The following is a 17,833-nucleotide window of genomic DNA, read 5'->3' on the forward strand; positions in this document are numbered from 1 at the left end:
ATGACAACGTTACATGAGAAATTACAAGAAACAACGGCATTTATCAAAGGAAGCGGCGTCGGTGAAGTGGAATTTGGGTTGATTTTAGGATCTGGCTTAGGTGAACTAGCCGATGAGATCGAAAATCCAATCGTGTTGCCTTATAACGATATCCCGCATTTTCCTGTTTCGACAGTGGTCGGTCATGCTGGACAATTGGTCTATGGAACATTAGCTGGGAAAAAAGTCTTAGCGATGCAAGGACGATTCCATTATTATGAAGGCCATTCGATGCAGACGGTCACTTACCCCGTCCGTGTGATGGCGGCATTGAAAGCTCATTCCTTAGTCGTGACCAATGCCTGTGGCGGTGTGAACGAAAGCTTCCAGCCTGGAGACTTGATGTTGATCACCGATCAAATCAACTTTATGGGGGACAACCCACTGATTGGTGAAAACGAAGAAGAAATGGGTCCACGTTTCCCAGATATGAGCCAAGCTTACCATTTGCCTTATCGGGAAGCGGCACAAAAAGTTGGCGCATCAAAAGGATTGCACTTAAAAGAAGGCGTCTATATGGGCTTCTCAGGTCCTACGTATGAAACGCCAGCAGAGATCCGCTTTGCTCGGACGATCGGTGCCGATGCTGTCGGTATGTCGACTGTCCCAGAAGTGATCGTTGCTGTTCACAGTGGCTTGAAAGTCTTAGGTGTTTCTTGCATCACAAACTTGGCTGCTGGTATGCAAGCGAGCTTGAATCACGAAGAAGTCGTGGAAACGACGGAACGGGTCAAGGCAGAATTTAAAGCGTTGATCAAAGAAACGTTAGCAGTACTATAAAAAGCAGACCAAAGGAGAAAAACGAATGAGCGTTCATATCGAAGCAAAAGCAGGCGAGATCGCAGACAAAATCTTGTTACCAGGTGATCCACTGCGGGCAAAATATATTGCTGAAACATTTTTAGAAGACCCGATCTGTTACAACAATGTTCGGGGAATGTTGGGCTATACAGGCGTTTATAAGGACGAGCGGGTCTCTGTCCAAGGAACCGGCATGGGCATGCCTTCAGCGAGCATCTATGCCCATGAATTGATCAACTCTTACGGCGTGAAGAAATTGATTCGGGTCGGTACGTGTGGTGCCATCTCAAAAGATGTCCACGTGCGTGATCTTGTGATTGCCCAAGCGGCAGCAACAAGTTCATCGATGGTGGCAAAAAACTTCCAAAGTTTCCATTTCCCACCAATCGCTGACTTTGCACTGCTGCGTAAAGCCTATGATACAGCGATTGAATCAGGATTTACGACCCACGTCGGCAACATCTTATCTGAAGATACCTTCTACAAAGATGACATGACGGAAACGTTACAGTTGGCAGACCTTGGAGTGATGGGTGTTGAGATGGAAGCCGCAGCCTTATACTATTTAGGGGCGAAATTCCACGTTCAAACCTTAGCGATCTGTACTGTCAGCGACCACATCATCACTGGAGAAGAAACAACGCCAGAAGAAAGACAAACGACGTTTAACGACATGATCAAAGTTGGCTTAGAAACAGCGATTGCGTAAAAAAGATACCACAGGATCGGTGCATGAACGATGCGAGGGCTGCTTGCTTTTGAGAGAGCAAGCAGCCAAATCGTATTGGTTTGCATGCAACCGAGAATGTGTTATCTTTTTTTGTTGGCAAAAAGCCACGAAGAAGCGTTGCACTTTTGCCAGAAAATGGTTTAATGAAAAGAAAAGGTGTAAAAAGGAGACGAGACAATGAATAATTTTACGTTTCATGTAACGACGGACATTCGTTTTGGGAAAGACCGTCTGAACGAATTGCCAGAAGTACTGAATACATTTGGAAAAAACGTCTTGCTAGTCTATGGTGGCGGCAGTATCAAGAAAAACGGCTTGTACGATGCAGTCATGGCGCAATTGACTGCCAACGGCAATCAAGTCACTGAATTGACTGGTGTCGATCCAAATCCACGAATCGAAACCGTTCGTCAAGGAGCCGCTCTTTGTCGTTCAGAAAAGATCGACGTCATTTTAGCTGTTGGCGGCGGTTCTGTAATTGATTGCAGCAAAGTGATTGCTGGGGCGGCTTGCAGTGAGCAAGAGCCTTGGGACTTAGTACTTTCCAGAAGCTATCAAGGACCAGCGATTCCATTAGTAACGATCTTGACCCTTGCGGCTACCGGCAGTGAAATGAATCGCGGCGCAGTGATCTCTAATCTAGAAACGAAACAAAAACTTGGCGTTCACGGACCCGAATTTTTACCGAAAGTATCCTTTTTAGATCCAACAACGACCTTTAGTGTCAGTCGTTATCAAACGGCTGCCGGTTCAGCGGATATCATGAGCCATCTGATTGAAAATTATTTCAGTAAAACAGAAGGAACAGATGTCCAAGACGGTGTAGCAGAAGGATTGCTAAAAGCAGTCATTAAAAATCTGCCCATCGCATTAAAGGATCCCTCGGACTATGACGCACGGGCGAATTTGATGTGGGCGAGCACCTTAGCCTTAAATGGTTTGACTGGAAGCGGCAAGGGTGGTGCATGGTCTTGTCATGCGATGGAGCATGAGTTGAGTGCGTTTTATGACATTACCCATGGCATCGGCTTAGCGATCCTGACCCCACGCTGGATGCTTCATGTATTGAATGAAGAAACGGCGCCGAAATTTGCGCGTTTTGCCAGAGAAGTCTTTGGTGTCCAAGAAGCAGTGCCAGAATTAGCTGCCCGAATGGGGATTCAAAAACTGTATGACTTTTTTGCTTCTTGCGATATTCCGATGACTTTGCCAGAAGTGGGAATCGCCGATGACACTCATTTTGCTGAAATGGCGGCTCAAGCAGTTCAATTCAGCTCTATTGCAACAAATGCGTATGTACCGCTACAAGAAGAAGACGTGATCGCAATCTACCAAGATTCCTTGACTCCTTCAACCTATCTTTAATCATTAAACAGACCGTTCCTGCGACTTGGTTGTCGCGGAGCGGTCTGTTTATTTACCCTTCAGAAGAAAAAGCCAAACGGGCCATTAGCTGATTCGCAATCAAGGCGTGTCCTGCAGGAGTAGGGTGCACACCGTCATCGCCTGTCAGTGCCTGTGGGGAGCTAGCGACGGATGCTTCGGCAAACAAGCCATCCAGCGGCAGCAGTTGACAATGAAAGGCGGCAGCTAAGCGACGAACGATTTGGATTTTCGGATCAAGATCGATCCGCCAGGTTTGGCGATCTTCAGGATATGGCAATACAAAAGGTTCCAGCAAGAAAATACGCGTGATCCCCTGTTGGGTCACTTGTTCCAGAATTTGACGGTAGGTTGCCTCAAAGGACGTTGCCGCAGCTTCTGAACCAAAATCGGGACCACCGGCATTGTGCCACGTGTCGTTGATCCCAATCATAAAGACCAAGACGTCAGGCGCTAATTGGAGGCAATCTTCTTGGAGACGGGCTAAGACATCGGCAGCTTTATTGCCGCCGATCCCGCGGTTATAAAAGGTAAAGCCCGCAGTGGGGAATTTCTCTGCCAGCTGATCGGCAACGAGACGGGCAAACCCATGTCCTAAATCGTGGGGGTCTTGGCGATCACGATCGCAATCTGTGATGCTGTCACCTAAAAATAAAACGGTATCATTTTTGACTAGTTTCATAATAAGCTCCTTTCGAGTATGCCCTCAATTATAAAAGAGGGGGGAGAAAATGCCAATAAAAAAACTGCCCTTTGGTTAAAAAGGGCAGCGATAAGCGAGGCTTATAAGTAGTATTTTTTCGCAACAGTCAAATCATCGTTCAATTCATAAACAAGTGGTTGACCAGTTGGGATCTCAAGATCCATGATATCTTCGTCAGAAATACCTTCGATATGTTTTGCTAATGCACGTAGAGAGTTTCCGTGAGCCGCAACTAAGACAGTTTTGTCGTCTTTTAATGCTGGGGCGATTTCATCTTGCCAGAAAGGCAATGCACGTTCTAAAGTAACTTTTAAGTTTTCTCCACCAGGTACGTCGCGAGGGTCAAGCATTGCATAACGACGGTCGTTTGCAGCAGAACCTTCATCTGAAGCTTCCATCAATGGAGGTAAAACATCGTAAGAACGACGCCAGATGTGTACTTGTTCGTCACCGTATTTTTCAGCAGTTTCTTTTTTATTTAAACCTTGTAATTTACCGTAATGACGTTCGTTTAAGCGCCATGATTTGATCGTTGGTACCCAAAGTTGATCAGAATATTCTAAAATGTAATTACAAGTTTTGATGGCACGAGTTAAAACAGATGTGTAAGCAACGTCAAATTCGATGCCTGCTTCTTTGATTTTACGTCCGCCTTCGATTGCTTCTTCGACACCTTCTGGCGCTAGATCAACATCAGCCCAACCGGTAAACTGGTTTAATTTGTTCCATTCGCTTAGTCCATGACGAGAAAATACTAATTTTGGCATGTAAAACTCTCCTTTAGATATTCGATATTTTTCTGAAATTTTCAATTCCGTATTTATTGTACACTCTTTCTCAAAGAATTTCCATGGTTTTGGAGGAAAAGCTGGGGGAAAACGCCATTCTTAAGGAAAAACAAAAGGGGATCATTAAAAAGAGGACCGCTTTTGTTTCATGCTGTTCTAGGGGGAGTCGACAACTATGAACGTAACTTGTTCCATTCTTCTTCGGATAATTTTATGTATTTATAGCATGTACCTACAGAAACACCGCATTTTTCAGAAATATATTGAATCGTTTCTTTTTTTTCGTAGTACAATTGACGGATTTTTTTAATCGTTTTTGGATCGATTTTTGGACGACCGCCAATTTTGCCTTTTTTGCGGGCTTTATTTAAGCCGACCAGCGTGCGCTCTTTGATGAGTGAGCGTTCCATGATCGCAAGTCCTTCCATTAAATTGAAGTAAACCTGTCCCATCGGACCGCGGGTATCGATTTGTTCTGCCAGTGAAACCAGATGAAGCTCTCGCTGTTTTAATAGATCAGTGAGATCGGTCAGCTGTCTGGTCGTTTTCCCTAAACGATGCAGTTCCGTAACGACTAAGGTGTCGCCGGGCTGCATTTGTGCCACCACTGACTCCAATGAATGATTTTCTTCACTTTCTTCCACGCTAAATGTCTCATGGAAAAATTCATGACACCCAAATTCTTCGAGCTTGTTTAATTGTTCACTTGTTGAGTTGTCGGTGATCGTTGAACGAGCATAGCCTATGATTTTCATAAACCCTCCTACCTTTCCCTTTTTATTGAATGTATCATAATTATTTCTTAAATGATAGGGTAATTTGCACAAAAAATAATAAAAATTAAGTCGATTGAAGAAAAATAACGAAAAAAAGAGAAGCACTTTTGCTTCTCCTTTTTTGTTTCCTTTATCTAACGTGCTTGGTACTCGGTCCTTCAGGCAATCCGACAATGATCGTATGAACCATATCCAAAAACAGACCGTGTTCAACCACGCCCACTGTAGCATCTAATTCCTGTGCCAACTCAGTAGGAGCGGTGATCGTTTCTAGATGAAGATCGATGATGTAATTGCTGCAATCGGTTTTTAACGGTTCGCCTTCTTCATTCAGACGCAGTTTTGGATGGTAGTTTTTCTTCTCGAACAGACGCAACAGCTGTTGGCTGCCATAAGGGATCACTTCCACTGGCAACGGGAAGGCACCAAGTGTTTCGACCATTTTCGATTCATCAACGATCCACAAAACTTTTTTGGAGTTAGACGCCACGATTTTTTCGAATAAAAGGGCTGCACCGCCGCCTTTGATGCCATGATAATCCTTGCTGATCTCATCTGCACCGTCGATCGTTAGATCCACAGCGTCCACTTCATCGATGGTGCGAATCGGGATACCTAATCCTTCTGCTTGTTTTTTCGATGCCCAAGAAGTTGGGACACCAGTGATCGATAGACCTTCTTCTTTTACACGTCGACCCAGTTCTTCAATCATGTAGTAGGCTGTTGAGCCAGTGCCCAAGCCAACGACCATGCCATCTTTTACATAACTAGCCGCTTCAATGCCGACCATTTCTTTTAGGTTCATTTTCTTCCCGCCTTTTTTAAATAAATGCTTTGTCTCTATTATATAGGAAGAAGCGCAAAATTTGCGGATTTTTTCGTAACAGATTTCTTTTGAAAAAAGCTTGGGAGGATACTTGACAGGTAAGAATAAGCATGATATTCTATCAAAGGTGCTTTATCTACAGGTCTCTCGTTGGAGACGTGCTGACTGTCTATCAAAGCATAGTTGATATGAATGCAGAGAATGCATTATTTTTTATCGCAAAAAAAGAACCACCTGGATGTGTGGGACTATAAAGCGAATCAAGGAAGGAGGACAACTAGGGATGCCTACAATTAATCAATTAGTACGTAAACCTCGTAAATCCAAGGTTGAAAAATCAAATTCACCAGCATTGAACAAAGGATATAACAGTTTCAAGAAAGCTCAAACGAATGTTAACTCACCTCAAAAGCGTGGGGTAGCTACTCGTGTGGGAACTATGACACCGAAAAAACCGAACTCAGCTCTACGTAAATATGCGCGTGTTCGTTTGTCAAACTTGATTGAAGTGACAGCTTATATTCCAGGTATCGGACACAACTTACAAGAACACAGCGTGGTCTTGTTACGTGGTGGACGTGTAAAAGACTTACCAGGGGTACGTTACCATATCGTTCGTGGTGCATTGGATACTGCCGGTGTTAACGATCGTAAACAATCTCGTTCTAAATATGGTACAAAACGTCCTAAAGCTTAATCTTTAAGACAAACAGATCAAATGAATCTTATTTAAATCAGAACTGATATCTCGGAAGGAGGAGTTACGGATGCCTCGTAAAGGTCCTGTTGCAAAACGTGATGTTTTACCAGATCCTATTTATAACTCAAAATTAGTAACTCGTTTGATCAACCGTGTAATGGTTGATGGTAAACGCGGTGTTGCTGCAAATATTATCTACAATGCTTTTGGCATTATCAAAGAATCTACAGGAAATGATCCATTGGAAGTTTTCGAACAAGCAATGAAAAACATTATGCCTGTATTGGAAGTTAAAGCTCGCCGTGTCGGTGGTTCTAACTACCAAGTACCAGTAGAAGTACGTCCTGAACGTCGTACAACTCTAGGTCTTCGTTGGGTGGTAAACTACGCTCGTTTGCGTGGCGAACACACAATGGAAGAACGTCTTGCAAAAGAAATCATGGATGCAGCAAACAACACTGGTGCTTCTGTGAAAAAACGCGAAGACACACACAAAATGGCGGAAGCCAACCGCGCATTTGCTCACTATCGTTGGTAAGATCCTCACTGCTTTTTATTGGAAGGTACTGAGACAACCTTAGCTTAAGTTAAGTAAGAATGAGAGGGGAACAACCTAGAATGGCAAGAGAATTTTCGCTAGAAAAAACTCGTAATATCGGGATCATGGCCCACGTTGACGCTGGTAAAACAACGACAACTGAACGTATCCTTTATTACACAGGTAAAATCCATAAAATTGGTGAAACACATGAAGGTGCTTCTCAAATGGACTGGATGGAACAAGAACAAGAACGTGGGATCACAATCACTTCTGCTGCGACAACTGCGCAATGGAAAGAAAACCGCGTAAATATCATCGACACACCAGGACACGTGGACTTCACAATCGAAGTGCAACGTTCATTGCGTGTACTTGATGGTGCTGTAACTGTGTTGGACTCACAATCAGGTGTAGAACCTCAAACAGAAACAGTTTGGCGTCAAGCGACAGATTACCGCGTACCACGTGTTGTATTCTGTAACAAAATGGACAAAATTGGTGCAGACTTCTTATACTCTGTATCAACTTTACATGATCGTTTACAAGCAAATGCTCACCCAATCCAATTACCAATTGGTGCGGAAGATGACTTTACTGGTATTATCGACTTAGTAAAAATGAAAGCTGAAATCTACACAAATGACTTAGGAACTGAAATCCAAGAGACTGAAATTCCTGAAGAATATGTAGAATTAGCTGAAGAATGGCGCGAAAAATTAATCGAAGCTGTTGCTGATACTGATGAAGAACTAATGATGAAATTCTTGGAAGGTGAAGAAATCACTGAAGAAGAATTGAAAGCTGGTATTCGTCAAGCAACATTGACTGTTGACTTTTTCCCTGTTCTTTGTGGATCTGCCTTTAAAAACAAAGGGGTTCAATTGATGTTGGATGCAGTCATCGACTACTTGCCTTCACCACTTGATGTTCCTGCGATTAAAGGGATCAATCCTAAAACAGACGAAGAAACTGATCGTCCGGCTGACGATGAAGCACCATTTGCTTCATTAGCGTTTAAAGTAATGACTGACCCATTCGTAGGTCGTTTGACATTCTTCCGTGTGTATTCAGGTATCTTGAACTCTGGATCATACGTATTGAATGCTTCAAAAGGCAAACGCGAACGTATCGGTCGTATCCTACAAATGCACGCCAACACACGTGCTGAAATCCAAACAGTATACTCAGGCGATATCGCCGCTGCTGTTGGTTTGAAAGACACAACAACTGGGGATACACTATGTGATGAAAAATCACCAGTAATCCTTGAATCAATCGAATTCCCAGAACCAGTTATCGAAGTCGCTGTTGAGCCTAAATCAAAAGCTGACCAAGATAAAATGGGGGTTGCTTTACAAAAACTTGCTGAAGAAGATCCATCATTCCGTGTGGAAACAAACGCTGAAACAGGCGAAACTGTTATCGCTGGTATGGGAGAACTTCACTTGGACGTCTTAGTTGACCGTATGCGTCGCGAATTTAAAGTTGAAGCAAACGTAGGTGCGCCTCAAGTTTCTTATCGTGAAACATTCCGTGCAGCAACACAAGCGGAAGGTAAATTTGTACGTCAGTCTGGTGGTAAAGGTCAATACGGTCACGTATGGGTCGAATTTACACCAAACGAAGAAGGTAAAGGCTTCGAATTCGAAAACGCGATTGTCGGTGGTGTGGTTCCTCGTGAATACATCCCAGCAGTTGAAAAAGGACTTGAAGACTCAATGGCGAACGGTGTCTTAGCCGGTTACCCATTAGTAGACATCAAAGCAAAACTTTATGATGGTTCATACCATGATGTCGATTCAAGTGAAACTGCCTTCCGTGTTGCAGCTTCTATGGCTTTACGTGCTGCAGCGAAGAAAGCAAACCCAGTAATTCTTGAACCAATGATGAAAGTAGTTATCACTGTACCAGAAGATTACTTAGGTGATGTTATGGGTCACGTAACTGCTCGTCGTGGACGCGTAGAAGGAATGGAAGCACACGGTAACTCACAAATCGTGAACGCAATCGTGCCATTAGCTGAAATGTTCGGTTACGCAACAACACTTCGTTCATCAACACAAGGTCGCGGTACGTTCATGATGACATTTGATCACTATGAAGATGTACCTAAATCTGTTCAAGAAGAAATCATCAAGAAAAACGGCGGCAAAGCTGAATAATTGATGGAAGTATAGGAAATTAAGTAAAAAGCTATATTTTTTTCTGAGTTTCGTGTACAATATTATCGATGATAAGGGATGGGGAGCTGCGGCTCCCTACCTATCAAATATAAAAAATAAACTGCATTTTTAGGAGGAACATTTTAAAATGGCAAAAGAAAAATTTGACCGTTCTAAACCCCACGTAAACATTGGTACGATCGGACACGTTGACCATGGTAAAACTACACTTACAGCTGCTATCACAACTGTATTATCTAAAAAAGGTTTGGCTCAAGCTTCAGCTTACGACCAAATCGATGGCGCTCCAGAAGAACGCGAACGCGGAATCACTATCTCAACTGCTCACGTTGAGTACGAAACTGAAGCACGTCACTATGCTCACGTTGACTGCCCAGGACACGCGGACTACGTTAAAAACATGATCACTGGTGCTGCTCAAATGGACGGCGCGATCTTAGTAGTATCTGCTGCTGATGGTCCTATGCCTCAAACACGTGAACACATCTTGTTATCACGTAACGTTGGTGTACCATACATCGTTGTTTTCTTAAACAAAATGGATATGGTTGATGACGAAGAATTACTAGAATTAGTTGAAATGGAAGTTCGTGACTTATTGTCAGAATATGACTTCCCAGGCGACGATGTTCCTGTAATCGCTGGTTCTGCTTTGAAAGCTCTTGAAGGCGATGCTTCATACGAAGAAAAAATCATGGAATTAATGGCTGCAGTTGACGAATACGTTCCAACTCCAGAACGTGACACTGACAAACCATTCATGATGCCAGTCGAAGACGTATTCTCAATCACTGGACGTGGTACTGTTGCTACAGGCCGTGTTGAACGTGGACAAGTTCGCGTTGGTGACGAAGTTGAAATCGTTGGTATTGCTGAAGAAACTGCTAAAACAACTGTAACTGGTGTTGAAATGTTCCGTAAATTGTTAGACTATGCTGAAGCAGGGGATAACATTGGTGCATTGCTACGTGGGGTTGCTCGTGAAGACATCCAACGTGGACAAGTATTAGCTAAAGCTGGTACAATCACACCTCATACAAAATTTAAAGCTGAAGTTTACGTTTTAACAAAAGAAGAAGGTGGACGTCACACTCCATTCTTCACTAACTACCGTCCTCAGTTCTACTTCCGTACAACTGACGTAACTGGTGTTGTTGAATTACCAGAAGGAACTGAAATGGTTATGCCTGGTGATAACGTAACAATCGACGTTGAATTGATCCACCCAATCGCTATCGAAGACGGAACTCGTTTCTCAATTCGTGAAGGCGGACGTACTGTTGGTTCAGGCGTTGTAACTTCAATCCAAGCTTAATTTGATTGATCGAAGAGCAAAAGCGTACGCGCTTTTGCTCTTTTTTTTTGACTCGTAGAACCAAAAAAGAGCCGCCATCTCTAGCGTTGACGAATCCACTGCGGTTCATCGAAGCTAAAGAGAGCGGTGCTTTTTATTTTATTAGTTTTTGCTTCTTCAAGAAGGCGTCAAATCCTTGGTCAGGGCGATTGCTGTAAAACCCAGCAAATTTTTCTGACCATGGTTTGGTCTCGCGAGCTTCTCCAAAATCAGTCATTGTTTGATCGTAGGCTTCGATCGCCTCATAAGAATAGTCGTGATAATGGTTGTAATGAATGACCGCTTCTTCTGGCAAGCGAGGCTTGACCTTCATTTCTACGATTGGTTTACCGATGCTCAAGCCAGCCACAGGGTAGACATATTCCGGTAAGTGCAACAATTCAGCGATTTTGGCGCTGTCTTTGCGGACACTGCCGGAAATGACGGTACCTAAGCCCAGCGATTCAGCAGCGATCGCACCAGATTGTAAAGCAATGCTGGCATCAGTGGTGGCGATCAATAATGGCTGATAGCCCTCATCGATTGGATAGGGGGTCTGTTTTTTCTCAGCAACTTTTTTGGTTCGGTTTAAATCTGCGAGAAACAGCAGAAAGAGCGAACTTGCTGCGATATGAGGATTGCCGGGATTCCATTCGACCATTTGTTGGCGGATCTGCGGGTCGTCGATCACCAGGATCGAATAGGCTTGCCCATTCATCCAGCTTGGTGCTTGACGAGCGGCAGTCAAAATCGCGGTTACTTGTTCTTGGCTCAAGCGGTAGTCAGGGTCAAATTGTCGGTAAGTGCGATGATTGTGCAAAAGCTCAATGGTTTCGTTCATAGGTTTGCTCCTTTAACTGTTGGGTGATTTTTGTGAATCGTTCTTGAAATCGTGGTAAATCATCTTTGGCTAAGCGGGTATAGTTCAAACGCAAGCCATTCGTATCGTTACTGAAAAGAAACGCAGGTGCTACTAAGCAATCGTTCGCCAAAAAGAGCGACCAATCTTTGCGAGTCAATGTGCGGTGACGCCAAGTCAACCACAGGTAAAGACCGCCTTTCGTCGGCTGCCATTGCCAGTCCTCCTGAAATGCCTGCAAGAGTTGGAGTAGGTCTTGCTGGCGCTGGGCCATTTCTGTAAGCAGTGTCCGCTGCTGCTGGTGGTAATCAGAGGAGCGTAAGGCGATGTTGGCAAGGACTTGCGGGAAAATCGTGGTATCGATCGCCATCCGTTTTTTCGCTTGGGCAAATTGGTCGGCTAACGCTTCTGGCACCAAAAGCCAGCCGATTTTGATTGATGACCCAAGTAATTTTGAAAGCGAGCCTAAATAAATGACGGTTTCGGGAGCCATGGATTTTAGCTTGGGCGGTACTTCATCAAAAGCCAACTCGCTAAAAACATCGTCTTCTATGATCGGTACTTGGTAGGTCTGGCAAAGGCGGATGATCGCTTGGCGCCGATGCTCGCTCATGGTGTGGCCAGTTGGGTTTTGGAAGGTGGGATTCAGATAGACGAATTTGATCTTCTTTTCCTTCAACACTTTTTCCAATGCCGCAGGCCGCATCCCTTCACTATCCTGCTTGATCCCAATCAACTGGACATTCATCGTGGAAAACAAGGGGAGAGAGAACAAGAAAGAAGGGTCCTCTGTCGCGATACAATCCCCCGTCTGCAATAAGACTTGCATCAGCAAAGTGATTCCTTGCGTCGAACCGGCAGTAATTACTAGTTTTTGACCGCTGGTGGGCAAATTGAAGGAATCAGCAAGGTGCTGCAATAAGATTTCTTGCAAAGGCTCATAACCAGTCGGTAATACTTTGGTGCTTTCTTTGCGGATCTCTTCCCATGTAAAGGCGGGAAACGTGAAGTCGGGAATCAGATCGGCAGGTAGATCACCTGTGTACAGATCCAGCACATCCTTCTCGGTGCGCAAGTGCTGAATCTGTTGAACGTAAGGGTCTTGCTGCAAGTAAGGGCTGCTTAAAGACGAGCGCAAATAAGAAAGCGGTGTTTGTCGGTTCCCCCAACGACCTTCCAATACGCGAGAGCCGCTGCCTTGTTTTCGTTCGATCCATCCTAAGCTCTTCAATTCATCTAACGCTTTGACGACGGTGGAACGGTTGACGTCAAAAGTCTGAGCAAGGCTGCGCTCTGGTGGTAAACGATCCCCAGGCCCATAGGTTCCCGCTTGGATCTCTTCGATAAAATGGGTCACGATCTGCTGGTAAATCGGTTGTTTCTTTTGTTTGTCGATACTTGATGAAGCCATCCTGCACCACCTTTTTCAATTGGATGGTTTAAAAATAAGCCAAATGGCTCTTTTCGTCAAGGGGAAGATTGACTATACTTAGCAAAAAGCACAAGGAGATGAGGAAGATGGAAAAAGTAATATCAATTGCCGGGTCTGATTCAACCGGAGGTGCCGGTGTCGAAGCAGATTTAAAAACGTTTCAGGAGTATGGTGTCTTTGGTTTTGCCACGATTGCTTCGATCGTCACGATGGATCCACAAGCGGGTTGGAGCCATGAAGTAACGGCAATGGAACCAGCGCTTGTTGAAAAGCAATTGATCTCCGCCTTTGCAGGTGATCCGATGGATGCCCTTAAAACGGGGATGTTAGGCAATGAAGACAATATTGTGCAAGCAGCGAAGATGATTCAACAACAGCAAGTTAAAAATGTGGTGATCGATCCCGTCATTGCTTGCAAAGGGACTGCAGAAATCTTACAGCCAAAAAGTGTCGATGCCATCATCACGCATTTGTTGCCTTTAGCAGATGTTGTCACCCCTAATTTAGTAGAAGCGGGGATTCTTTCAGGTTTGGGTGATTTGACGAGTGTGGAAGCCATGAAGCAAGCTGCTGAAAAAATCCATCAATTAGGTGCTAAATACGTCGTGATCAAAGGCGGTCATCGCTTGCCAGGAGCAAAAGCCATCGACCTTGTTTATGATGGAGAATCCTTCCTCCTGTTGGAAAGTGACAAAATCGCTACCGATTTTAATCACGGAGCAGGCTGCACCTTTTCAGCAGCGATCGCTGCGGGTCTTGCAAAAGGCAAACCCGTCATGGAAAGTATTCGCTTAGCAAAAGCCTTTGTCACAGCAGCAATCAAAGAAGGCGTGGTCATCAATCCTTATGTGGGTCATGTGTGGCACGGTGCCTATACCCACGCCCAAGACCGTATGAAGGAAGAAGCGCCGCAATAGCAGGTTTTCTTCTATATAAATAGGAATTGAAGAAGCACTTAAAAGAAGCGGGCAACGCTTCTTTTTTTGTGTTTCGAAAACAAAAGAAAATTTTCTGAAAGAAATGCAAAAGAATCCCGGTTTTTCCATAAAAAAAGCTTGCAATCAATGTTTATCCGTAATATAATCATAAAGGTGCTGTTTACGTAAATACGTAAGTCACACTGGCAGCAAAGAAATTTTCTGCCGGCTACGAAACGAGAGGTTGCGACACGCCCGGACGCTTTGCCATGGACGAGCGTGACGGAAAATTTTCGTGGAGCTATGTCTACTTTTCAAAATAGGCGAAGGAGGGAAAACAATGGCAAAACAAAAAATTCGTATCCGTTTAAAAGCGTATGAACATCGTATTTTAGATCAATCAGCGGATAAAATCGTAGAAACTGCAAAGAGAACTGGAGCTGGCGTATCTGGTCCAATTCCATTACCAACTGAACGCAGCTTGTACACGATCATCCGTGCGACGCACAAATACAAAGATTCACGCGAACAATTCGAAATGCGTACACACAAACGTCTAATCGACATTGTGAATCCAACACCAAAAACTGTTGATGCTTTAATGAAGCTAGACTTGCCAAGCGGTGTTAATATCGAAATCAAACTATAATAATTAAGATGGAGGTGTAATCATGACCAAAGGAATCTTAGGGAAAAAAGTGGGAATGACTCAAATCTTCACTGAATCTGGCGAATTGATTCCAGTAACTGTAGTAGAAGCTACACCAAACGTAGTGCTACAAGTGAAAACAATCGAAAATGACGGCTACGAAGCAATTCAAGTCGGCTACCAAGATATGCGTGAAGTTTTGTCTAACAAACCTGCGAAAGGTCATGTTGCAAAAGCAAACACGGCTCCTAAGCGCTTCATTCGCGAATTCAAGAATGTAGAGCTAGAGGGCTTAGAAGTAGGATCAGAAATCAAAGTTGATATTTTTGAAGCAGGAGACATCATCGATGTAACCGGCACTTCGAAAGGTAAAGGATTCCAAGGCGTTATCAAACGTCACGGACAAAGCCGCGGACCAATGGCTCACGGTTCTCGTTATCACCGTCGTCCTGGATCAATGGGTCCAGTTGCACCTAACCGTGTATTTAAAAACAAACGTCTTGCTGGACGTATGGGCGGAAATCGCATCACGATCCAAAACTTGGAAATCGTACGCGTAGACGCAGAACGCAACGTTATCTTGATCAAAGGTAATGTACCTGGCGCGAAAAAATCATTGATTACAATCAAATCAGCTGTGAAAGCTAAATAAGTAGATAGGAAGAAAGGAGGAACTAAGGAATGCCGAATGTAGCATTATTCAAACAAGATGGAAGCCAAAATGGCGAAATTACATTGAACGAAGAAATCTTCGGAATCGAACCAAATGAATCAGTTGTCTATGATGCAATCATCATGCAACGCGCTTCATTAAGACAAGGAACACACGCTGTGAAAAACCGCAGTGCCGTTCGTGGCGGTGGCCGTAAACCATGGCGCCAAAAAGGAACTGGACGTGCCCGTCAAGGTTCAATCCGTTCACCACAATGGCGTGGAGGTGGCGTAGTCTTCGGACCAACACCACGTTCATACAGCTACAAACTTCCTAAAAAAGTTCGTCGCTTAGCAATGAAATCTGTATTGTCAGAAAAAGTTGCTTCAAATAACTTGGTAGCAGTAGAAGGATTAAGCTTTGATGCTCCAAAAACAAAAGAATTCAAACAAGTTTTAGCTAACTTGACAATTGACTCTAAAGTATTGGTAGTTTTAGAATCTGAAAACGACTTTGCCGCTTTATCTGCGCGCAACTTGCCAAAAGTTTCTGTAGTTACTGCTGATAACATTAGTGTGCTAGACATCGTTTCTAACGACAAAATGTTAGTGACACAAACTGCTCTTACTCAGATCGAGGAGGTGCTTGCATAATGAACTTACTAGACGTTATTAAACGCCCAGTGATCACTGAAAAATCAATGCTTGCCATGGATGACAAGAAATACACTTTTGAAGTGGACACAAAAGCTAACAAAACTTTAGTAAAACAAGCTGTAGAAGCTGCCTTTGACGGAGTGAAAGTGGCAAACGTGAACATCATCAACGTTCGTCCGAAATTCAAACGCATGGGTAAATATGCAGGATATACAAAAAAACGTCGCAAAGCTGTTGTGACTTTAACTGAAGATTCTAAAGAAATCCAAATTTTCGAAGCTGCTGAATAAGCAACTCACGCATAAATTTTACATGGGAGGGAAAAAGACGTGGCGATTAAAAAGTACAAACCTACCACGAACGGCCGTCGTAATATGACAAGTTCTGATTTCGCTGAAATCACAACTTCAACACCAGAAAAAACATTGTTAGCTCCTTTGAAAAACAATGCTGGTCGTAACAACAACGGACGTATCACGGTTCGTCATCAAGGTGGCGGTCACAAACGTCAATACCGTTTGATCGATTTCAAACGTAACAAAGACAACGTCGTTGCTACGGTTAAAACGATTGAATATGATCCAAACCGTTCTGCTAACATTGCGTTAGTACATTACGAGGATGGAGTAAAAGCATACATCTTAGCACCTAAAGGATTAGAAGTTGGCATGACTGTCGTTTCTGGTCCAGATGCAGATATTAAAGTAGGGAATGCATTACCACTAGAAAACATTCCAGTCGGTACTGTTATCCACAACATCGAAATGAAACCTGGTAAAGGTGGACAATTGATTCGTTCAGCTGGAACAAGTGCTCAAGTACTTGGTAAAGAAGGCAAATACGTATTGATCCGCTTGAACTCTGGTGAAGTACGGATGATCTTAGCATCATGTCGTGCAACAATCGGTTCTGTTGGTAATGAACAACACGAATTGATCAACATCGGTAAAGCCGGCCGTTCTCGTTGGATGCGCAAACGCCCAACTGTACGTGGTAGCGTAATGAACCCTAATGATCACCCACACGGTGGTGGTGAAGGTAAAGCACCAATCGGACGTAAAGCACCAGTTTCTCCTTGGGGACAACCAGCACTTGGCTACAAAACACGTAACAAAAAAGCAAAATCAGACAAACTTATCGTTCGTCGTCGTAAAACTAAGTAATATACTTGACCGTGTGTCGCACATTTTGAGAGGAGGTACACCATGGGTCGTAGTTTGAAAAAAGGACCTTTTGTCGATGACCATTTGATGAAAAAGGTCGAAGCACAAGAAGGCGCTGAAAAGAAAAAAGTGATCAAAACTTGGTCACGTCGTTCTACAATTTTCCCTAATTTTATCGGATTTACAATTGCTGTGTATGATGGACGGAAACATGTACCAGTTTACATCCAAGAAGACATGGTAGGACACAAATTAGGTGAATTTGCACCAACAAGAACTTATCGCGGACATGCTGCCGATGATAAGAAAACAAGACGCTAATTTTGAGGGGAGGATATCCAAAAATGGCAGAACAAATCACATCAGCGAAAGCAACTGCTAAAACAGTCCGCGTTTCTCCTCGTAAATCTCGTCTAGTTATTGACTTAATCAGAGGGAAAAGCGTTGCTGAAGCAATCGCGATCTTAAAGTTCACACCAAATAAAGCAGCTGGAATCATTGAGAAAGTCTTGATGTCAGCTATTGCCAATGCAGAAAATAATTTTGACTTAGATGTTGAAAACTTGATTGTTTCTGAAGCATTCGTAAACGAAGGACCAACGATGAAACGTTTCCGTCCACGTGCGAAAGGTTCAGCTTCACCTATCAACAAACGTACAAGTCATATTACTGTAGTCGTATCAGAAAAATAAGGAGGGACAA

Annotated in this window: 21 protein-coding genes; 15 read left to right on the forward strand and 6 right to left on the reverse strand. The window is 43.6% G+C overall.

Going from position 1 to position 17,833, the window contains the following annotated elements; translation table 11 throughout:
* From A5877_RS10105 to A5877_RS10115, 3 genes are all read left to right on the forward strand, one after another.
* Positions 1-819 carry a purine-nucleoside phosphorylase gene (locus A5877_RS10105; RefSeq protein WP_008376402.1) on the forward strand — a complete coding sequence of 273 codons (819 nt, stop codon included), beginning with the start codon at positions 1-3 and terminating at the stop codon, positions 817-819.
* Positions 820-844: 25 nt separating this feature from the next.
* Positions 845-1,549 carry a purine-nucleoside phosphorylase gene (gene deoD / locus A5877_RS10110; RefSeq protein WP_086316782.1) on the forward strand — a complete coding sequence of 235 codons (705 nt, stop codon included), beginning with the start codon at positions 845-847 and terminating at the stop codon, positions 1,547-1,549.
* Positions 1,550-1,747: 198 nt separating this feature from the next.
* Positions 1,748-2,935 carry an iron-containing alcohol dehydrogenase gene (locus A5877_RS10115; RefSeq protein WP_005232552.1) on the forward strand — a complete coding sequence of 396 codons (1,188 nt, stop codon included), beginning with the start codon at positions 1,748-1,750 and terminating at the stop codon, positions 2,933-2,935.
* A 52-nt stretch (positions 2,936-2,987) separates the two neighbouring features.
* On the opposite strand, the gene A5877_RS10120 is transcribed toward A5877_RS10115, so the two are convergent.
* The 4 genes from A5877_RS10120 to rpiA form a co-directional block, all read right to left on the reverse strand.
* Positions 2,988-3,635, reverse strand: a complete 648-nt coding sequence (locus A5877_RS10120; RefSeq protein WP_005232551.1) for an SGNH/GDSL hydrolase family protein — start codon at positions 3,633-3,635, stop codon at positions 2,988-2,990.
* A 101-nt stretch (positions 3,636-3,736) separates the two neighbouring features.
* Positions 3,737-4,423 carry a 2,3-diphosphoglycerate-dependent phosphoglycerate mutase gene (gpmA, locus tag A5877_RS10125; RefSeq protein WP_005226871.1) on the reverse strand — a complete coding sequence of 229 codons (687 nt, stop codon included), beginning with the start codon at positions 4,421-4,423 and terminating at the stop codon, positions 3,737-3,739.
* Positions 4,424-4,617: 194 nt separating this feature from the next.
* A complete protein-coding gene (locus A5877_RS10130) occupies positions 4,618-5,199 on the reverse strand; it encodes a recombinase family protein (protein WP_005226873.1) in 582 nt (193 codons plus the stop codon).
* A 151-nt stretch (positions 5,200-5,350) separates the two neighbouring features.
* Positions 5,351-6,025 (reverse strand): ribose-5-phosphate isomerase RpiA, encoded by a 675-nt coding sequence (gene rpiA, locus A5877_RS10135; RefSeq protein ID WP_005226875.1) that lies wholly within the window; start codon positions 6,023-6,025, stop codon positions 5,351-5,353.
* A 304-nt stretch (positions 6,026-6,329) separates the two neighbouring features.
* Between rpiA and rpsL the strand changes: the two genes are divergently transcribed.
* The 4 genes from rpsL (at position 6,330) to tuf (ending at position 10,785) form a co-directional block, all read left to right on the forward strand.
* On the forward strand, positions 6,330-6,743 hold the full coding sequence (rpsL, locus tag A5877_RS10140) for a 30S ribosomal protein S12 (RefSeq protein ID WP_003127956.1): 414 nt from the start codon (positions 6,330-6,332) through the stop codon (positions 6,741-6,743).
* Between the two features lie 70 nt (positions 6,744-6,813).
* Positions 6,814-7,284, forward strand: coding sequence for a 30S ribosomal protein S7 (gene rpsG / locus A5877_RS10145; protein ID WP_003127957.1), 471 nt, complete (start codon positions 6,814-6,816; stop codon positions 7,282-7,284).
* A gap of 80 nt (positions 7,285-7,364) precedes the next feature.
* A complete protein-coding gene (fusA, locus tag A5877_RS10150) occupies positions 7,365-9,449 on the forward strand; it encodes an elongation factor G (RefSeq protein WP_005226900.1) in 2,085 nt (694 codons plus the stop codon).
* Between the two features lie 148 nt (positions 9,450-9,597).
* A complete protein-coding gene (gene tuf, locus A5877_RS10155) occupies positions 9,598-10,785 on the forward strand; it encodes an elongation factor Tu (RefSeq protein WP_005226902.1) in 1,188 nt (395 codons plus the stop codon).
* Between the two features lie 133 nt (positions 10,786-10,918).
* Here tuf and A5877_RS10160 read toward each other — a convergent pair whose 3' ends face one another.
* Both A5877_RS10160 and A5877_RS10165 read right to left on the reverse strand, forming a co-directional pair.
* Positions 10,919-11,644 (reverse strand): nitroreductase family protein, encoded by a 726-nt coding sequence (locus A5877_RS10160; RefSeq protein WP_086298989.1) that lies wholly within the window; start codon positions 11,642-11,644, stop codon positions 10,919-10,921.
* Positions 11,628-13,073 carry a PLP-dependent aminotransferase family protein gene (locus A5877_RS10165; protein ID WP_086316783.1) on the reverse strand — a complete coding sequence of 482 codons (1,446 nt, stop codon included), beginning with the start codon at positions 13,071-13,073 and terminating at the stop codon, positions 11,628-11,630. Before A5877_RS10165 ends, A5877_RS10160 begins: the two co-directional genes overlap by 17 nt.
* Before the next feature lie 107 nt (positions 13,074-13,180).
* On the opposite strand from A5877_RS10165, the gene thiD reads away from it, so the two are divergent.
* The 8 genes from thiD to rplV all read left to right on the forward strand — a co-directional run bounded on the left by thiD (position 13,181) and on the right by rplV (position 17,823).
* Positions 13,181-14,011 (forward strand): bifunctional hydroxymethylpyrimidine kinase/phosphomethylpyrimidine kinase, encoded by an 831-nt coding sequence (thiD, locus tag A5877_RS10170; RefSeq protein ID WP_086316784.1) that lies wholly within the window; start codon positions 13,181-13,183, stop codon positions 14,009-14,011.
* A 340-nt stretch (positions 14,012-14,351) separates the two neighbouring features.
* Positions 14,352-14,660 (forward strand): 30S ribosomal protein S10, encoded by a 309-nt coding sequence (gene rpsJ / locus A5877_RS10175; protein ID WP_003127966.1) that lies wholly within the window; start codon positions 14,352-14,354, stop codon positions 14,658-14,660.
* Positions 14,661-14,682: 22 nt separating this feature from the next.
* Positions 14,683-15,312 carry a 50S ribosomal protein L3 gene (gene rplC, locus A5877_RS10180; RefSeq protein ID WP_003127967.1) on the forward strand — a complete coding sequence of 210 codons (630 nt, stop codon included), beginning with the start codon at positions 14,683-14,685 and terminating at the stop codon, positions 15,310-15,312.
* Positions 15,313-15,341: 29 nt separating this feature from the next.
* A complete protein-coding gene (rplD, locus tag A5877_RS10185) occupies positions 15,342-15,965 on the forward strand; it encodes a 50S ribosomal protein L4 (RefSeq protein WP_005226910.1) in 624 nt (207 codons plus the stop codon).
* Positions 15,965-16,258, forward strand: coding sequence for a 50S ribosomal protein L23 (locus A5877_RS10190; protein WP_005226911.1), 294 nt, complete (start codon positions 15,965-15,967; stop codon positions 16,256-16,258). The genes rplD and A5877_RS10190 overlap by 1 nt, the downstream gene beginning before the upstream one ends.
* Positions 16,259-16,297: 39 nt before the next feature.
* The gene (gene rplB / locus A5877_RS10195; RefSeq protein WP_005226912.1) at positions 16,298-17,131 is read left to right on the forward strand and encodes a 50S ribosomal protein L2; all 834 of its coding nucleotides are present in this window, start codon (positions 16,298-16,300) and stop codon (positions 17,129-17,131) included.
* Between the two features lie 42 nt (positions 17,132-17,173).
* Complete coding sequence (gene rpsS / locus A5877_RS10200) at positions 17,174-17,452, forward strand: 30S ribosomal protein S19 (protein ID WP_005226914.1); 279 nt, start codon at positions 17,174-17,176, stop codon at positions 17,450-17,452.
* Positions 17,453-17,475: 23 nt separating this feature from the next.
* Positions 17,476-17,823 carry a 50S ribosomal protein L22 gene (gene rplV, locus A5877_RS10205; protein WP_003127973.1) on the forward strand — a complete coding sequence of 116 codons (348 nt, stop codon included), beginning with the start codon at positions 17,476-17,478 and terminating at the stop codon, positions 17,821-17,823.
* The last annotated feature ends 10 nt before the right edge of the window (positions 17,824-17,833 follow it).

Source organism: Enterococcus sp. 3C7_DIV0644 (assembly GCF_002141235.1).
Classification (GTDB): Bacteria; Bacillota; Bacilli; order Lactobacillales; family Enterococcaceae; genus Enterococcus_D; species Enterococcus_D entomosocium.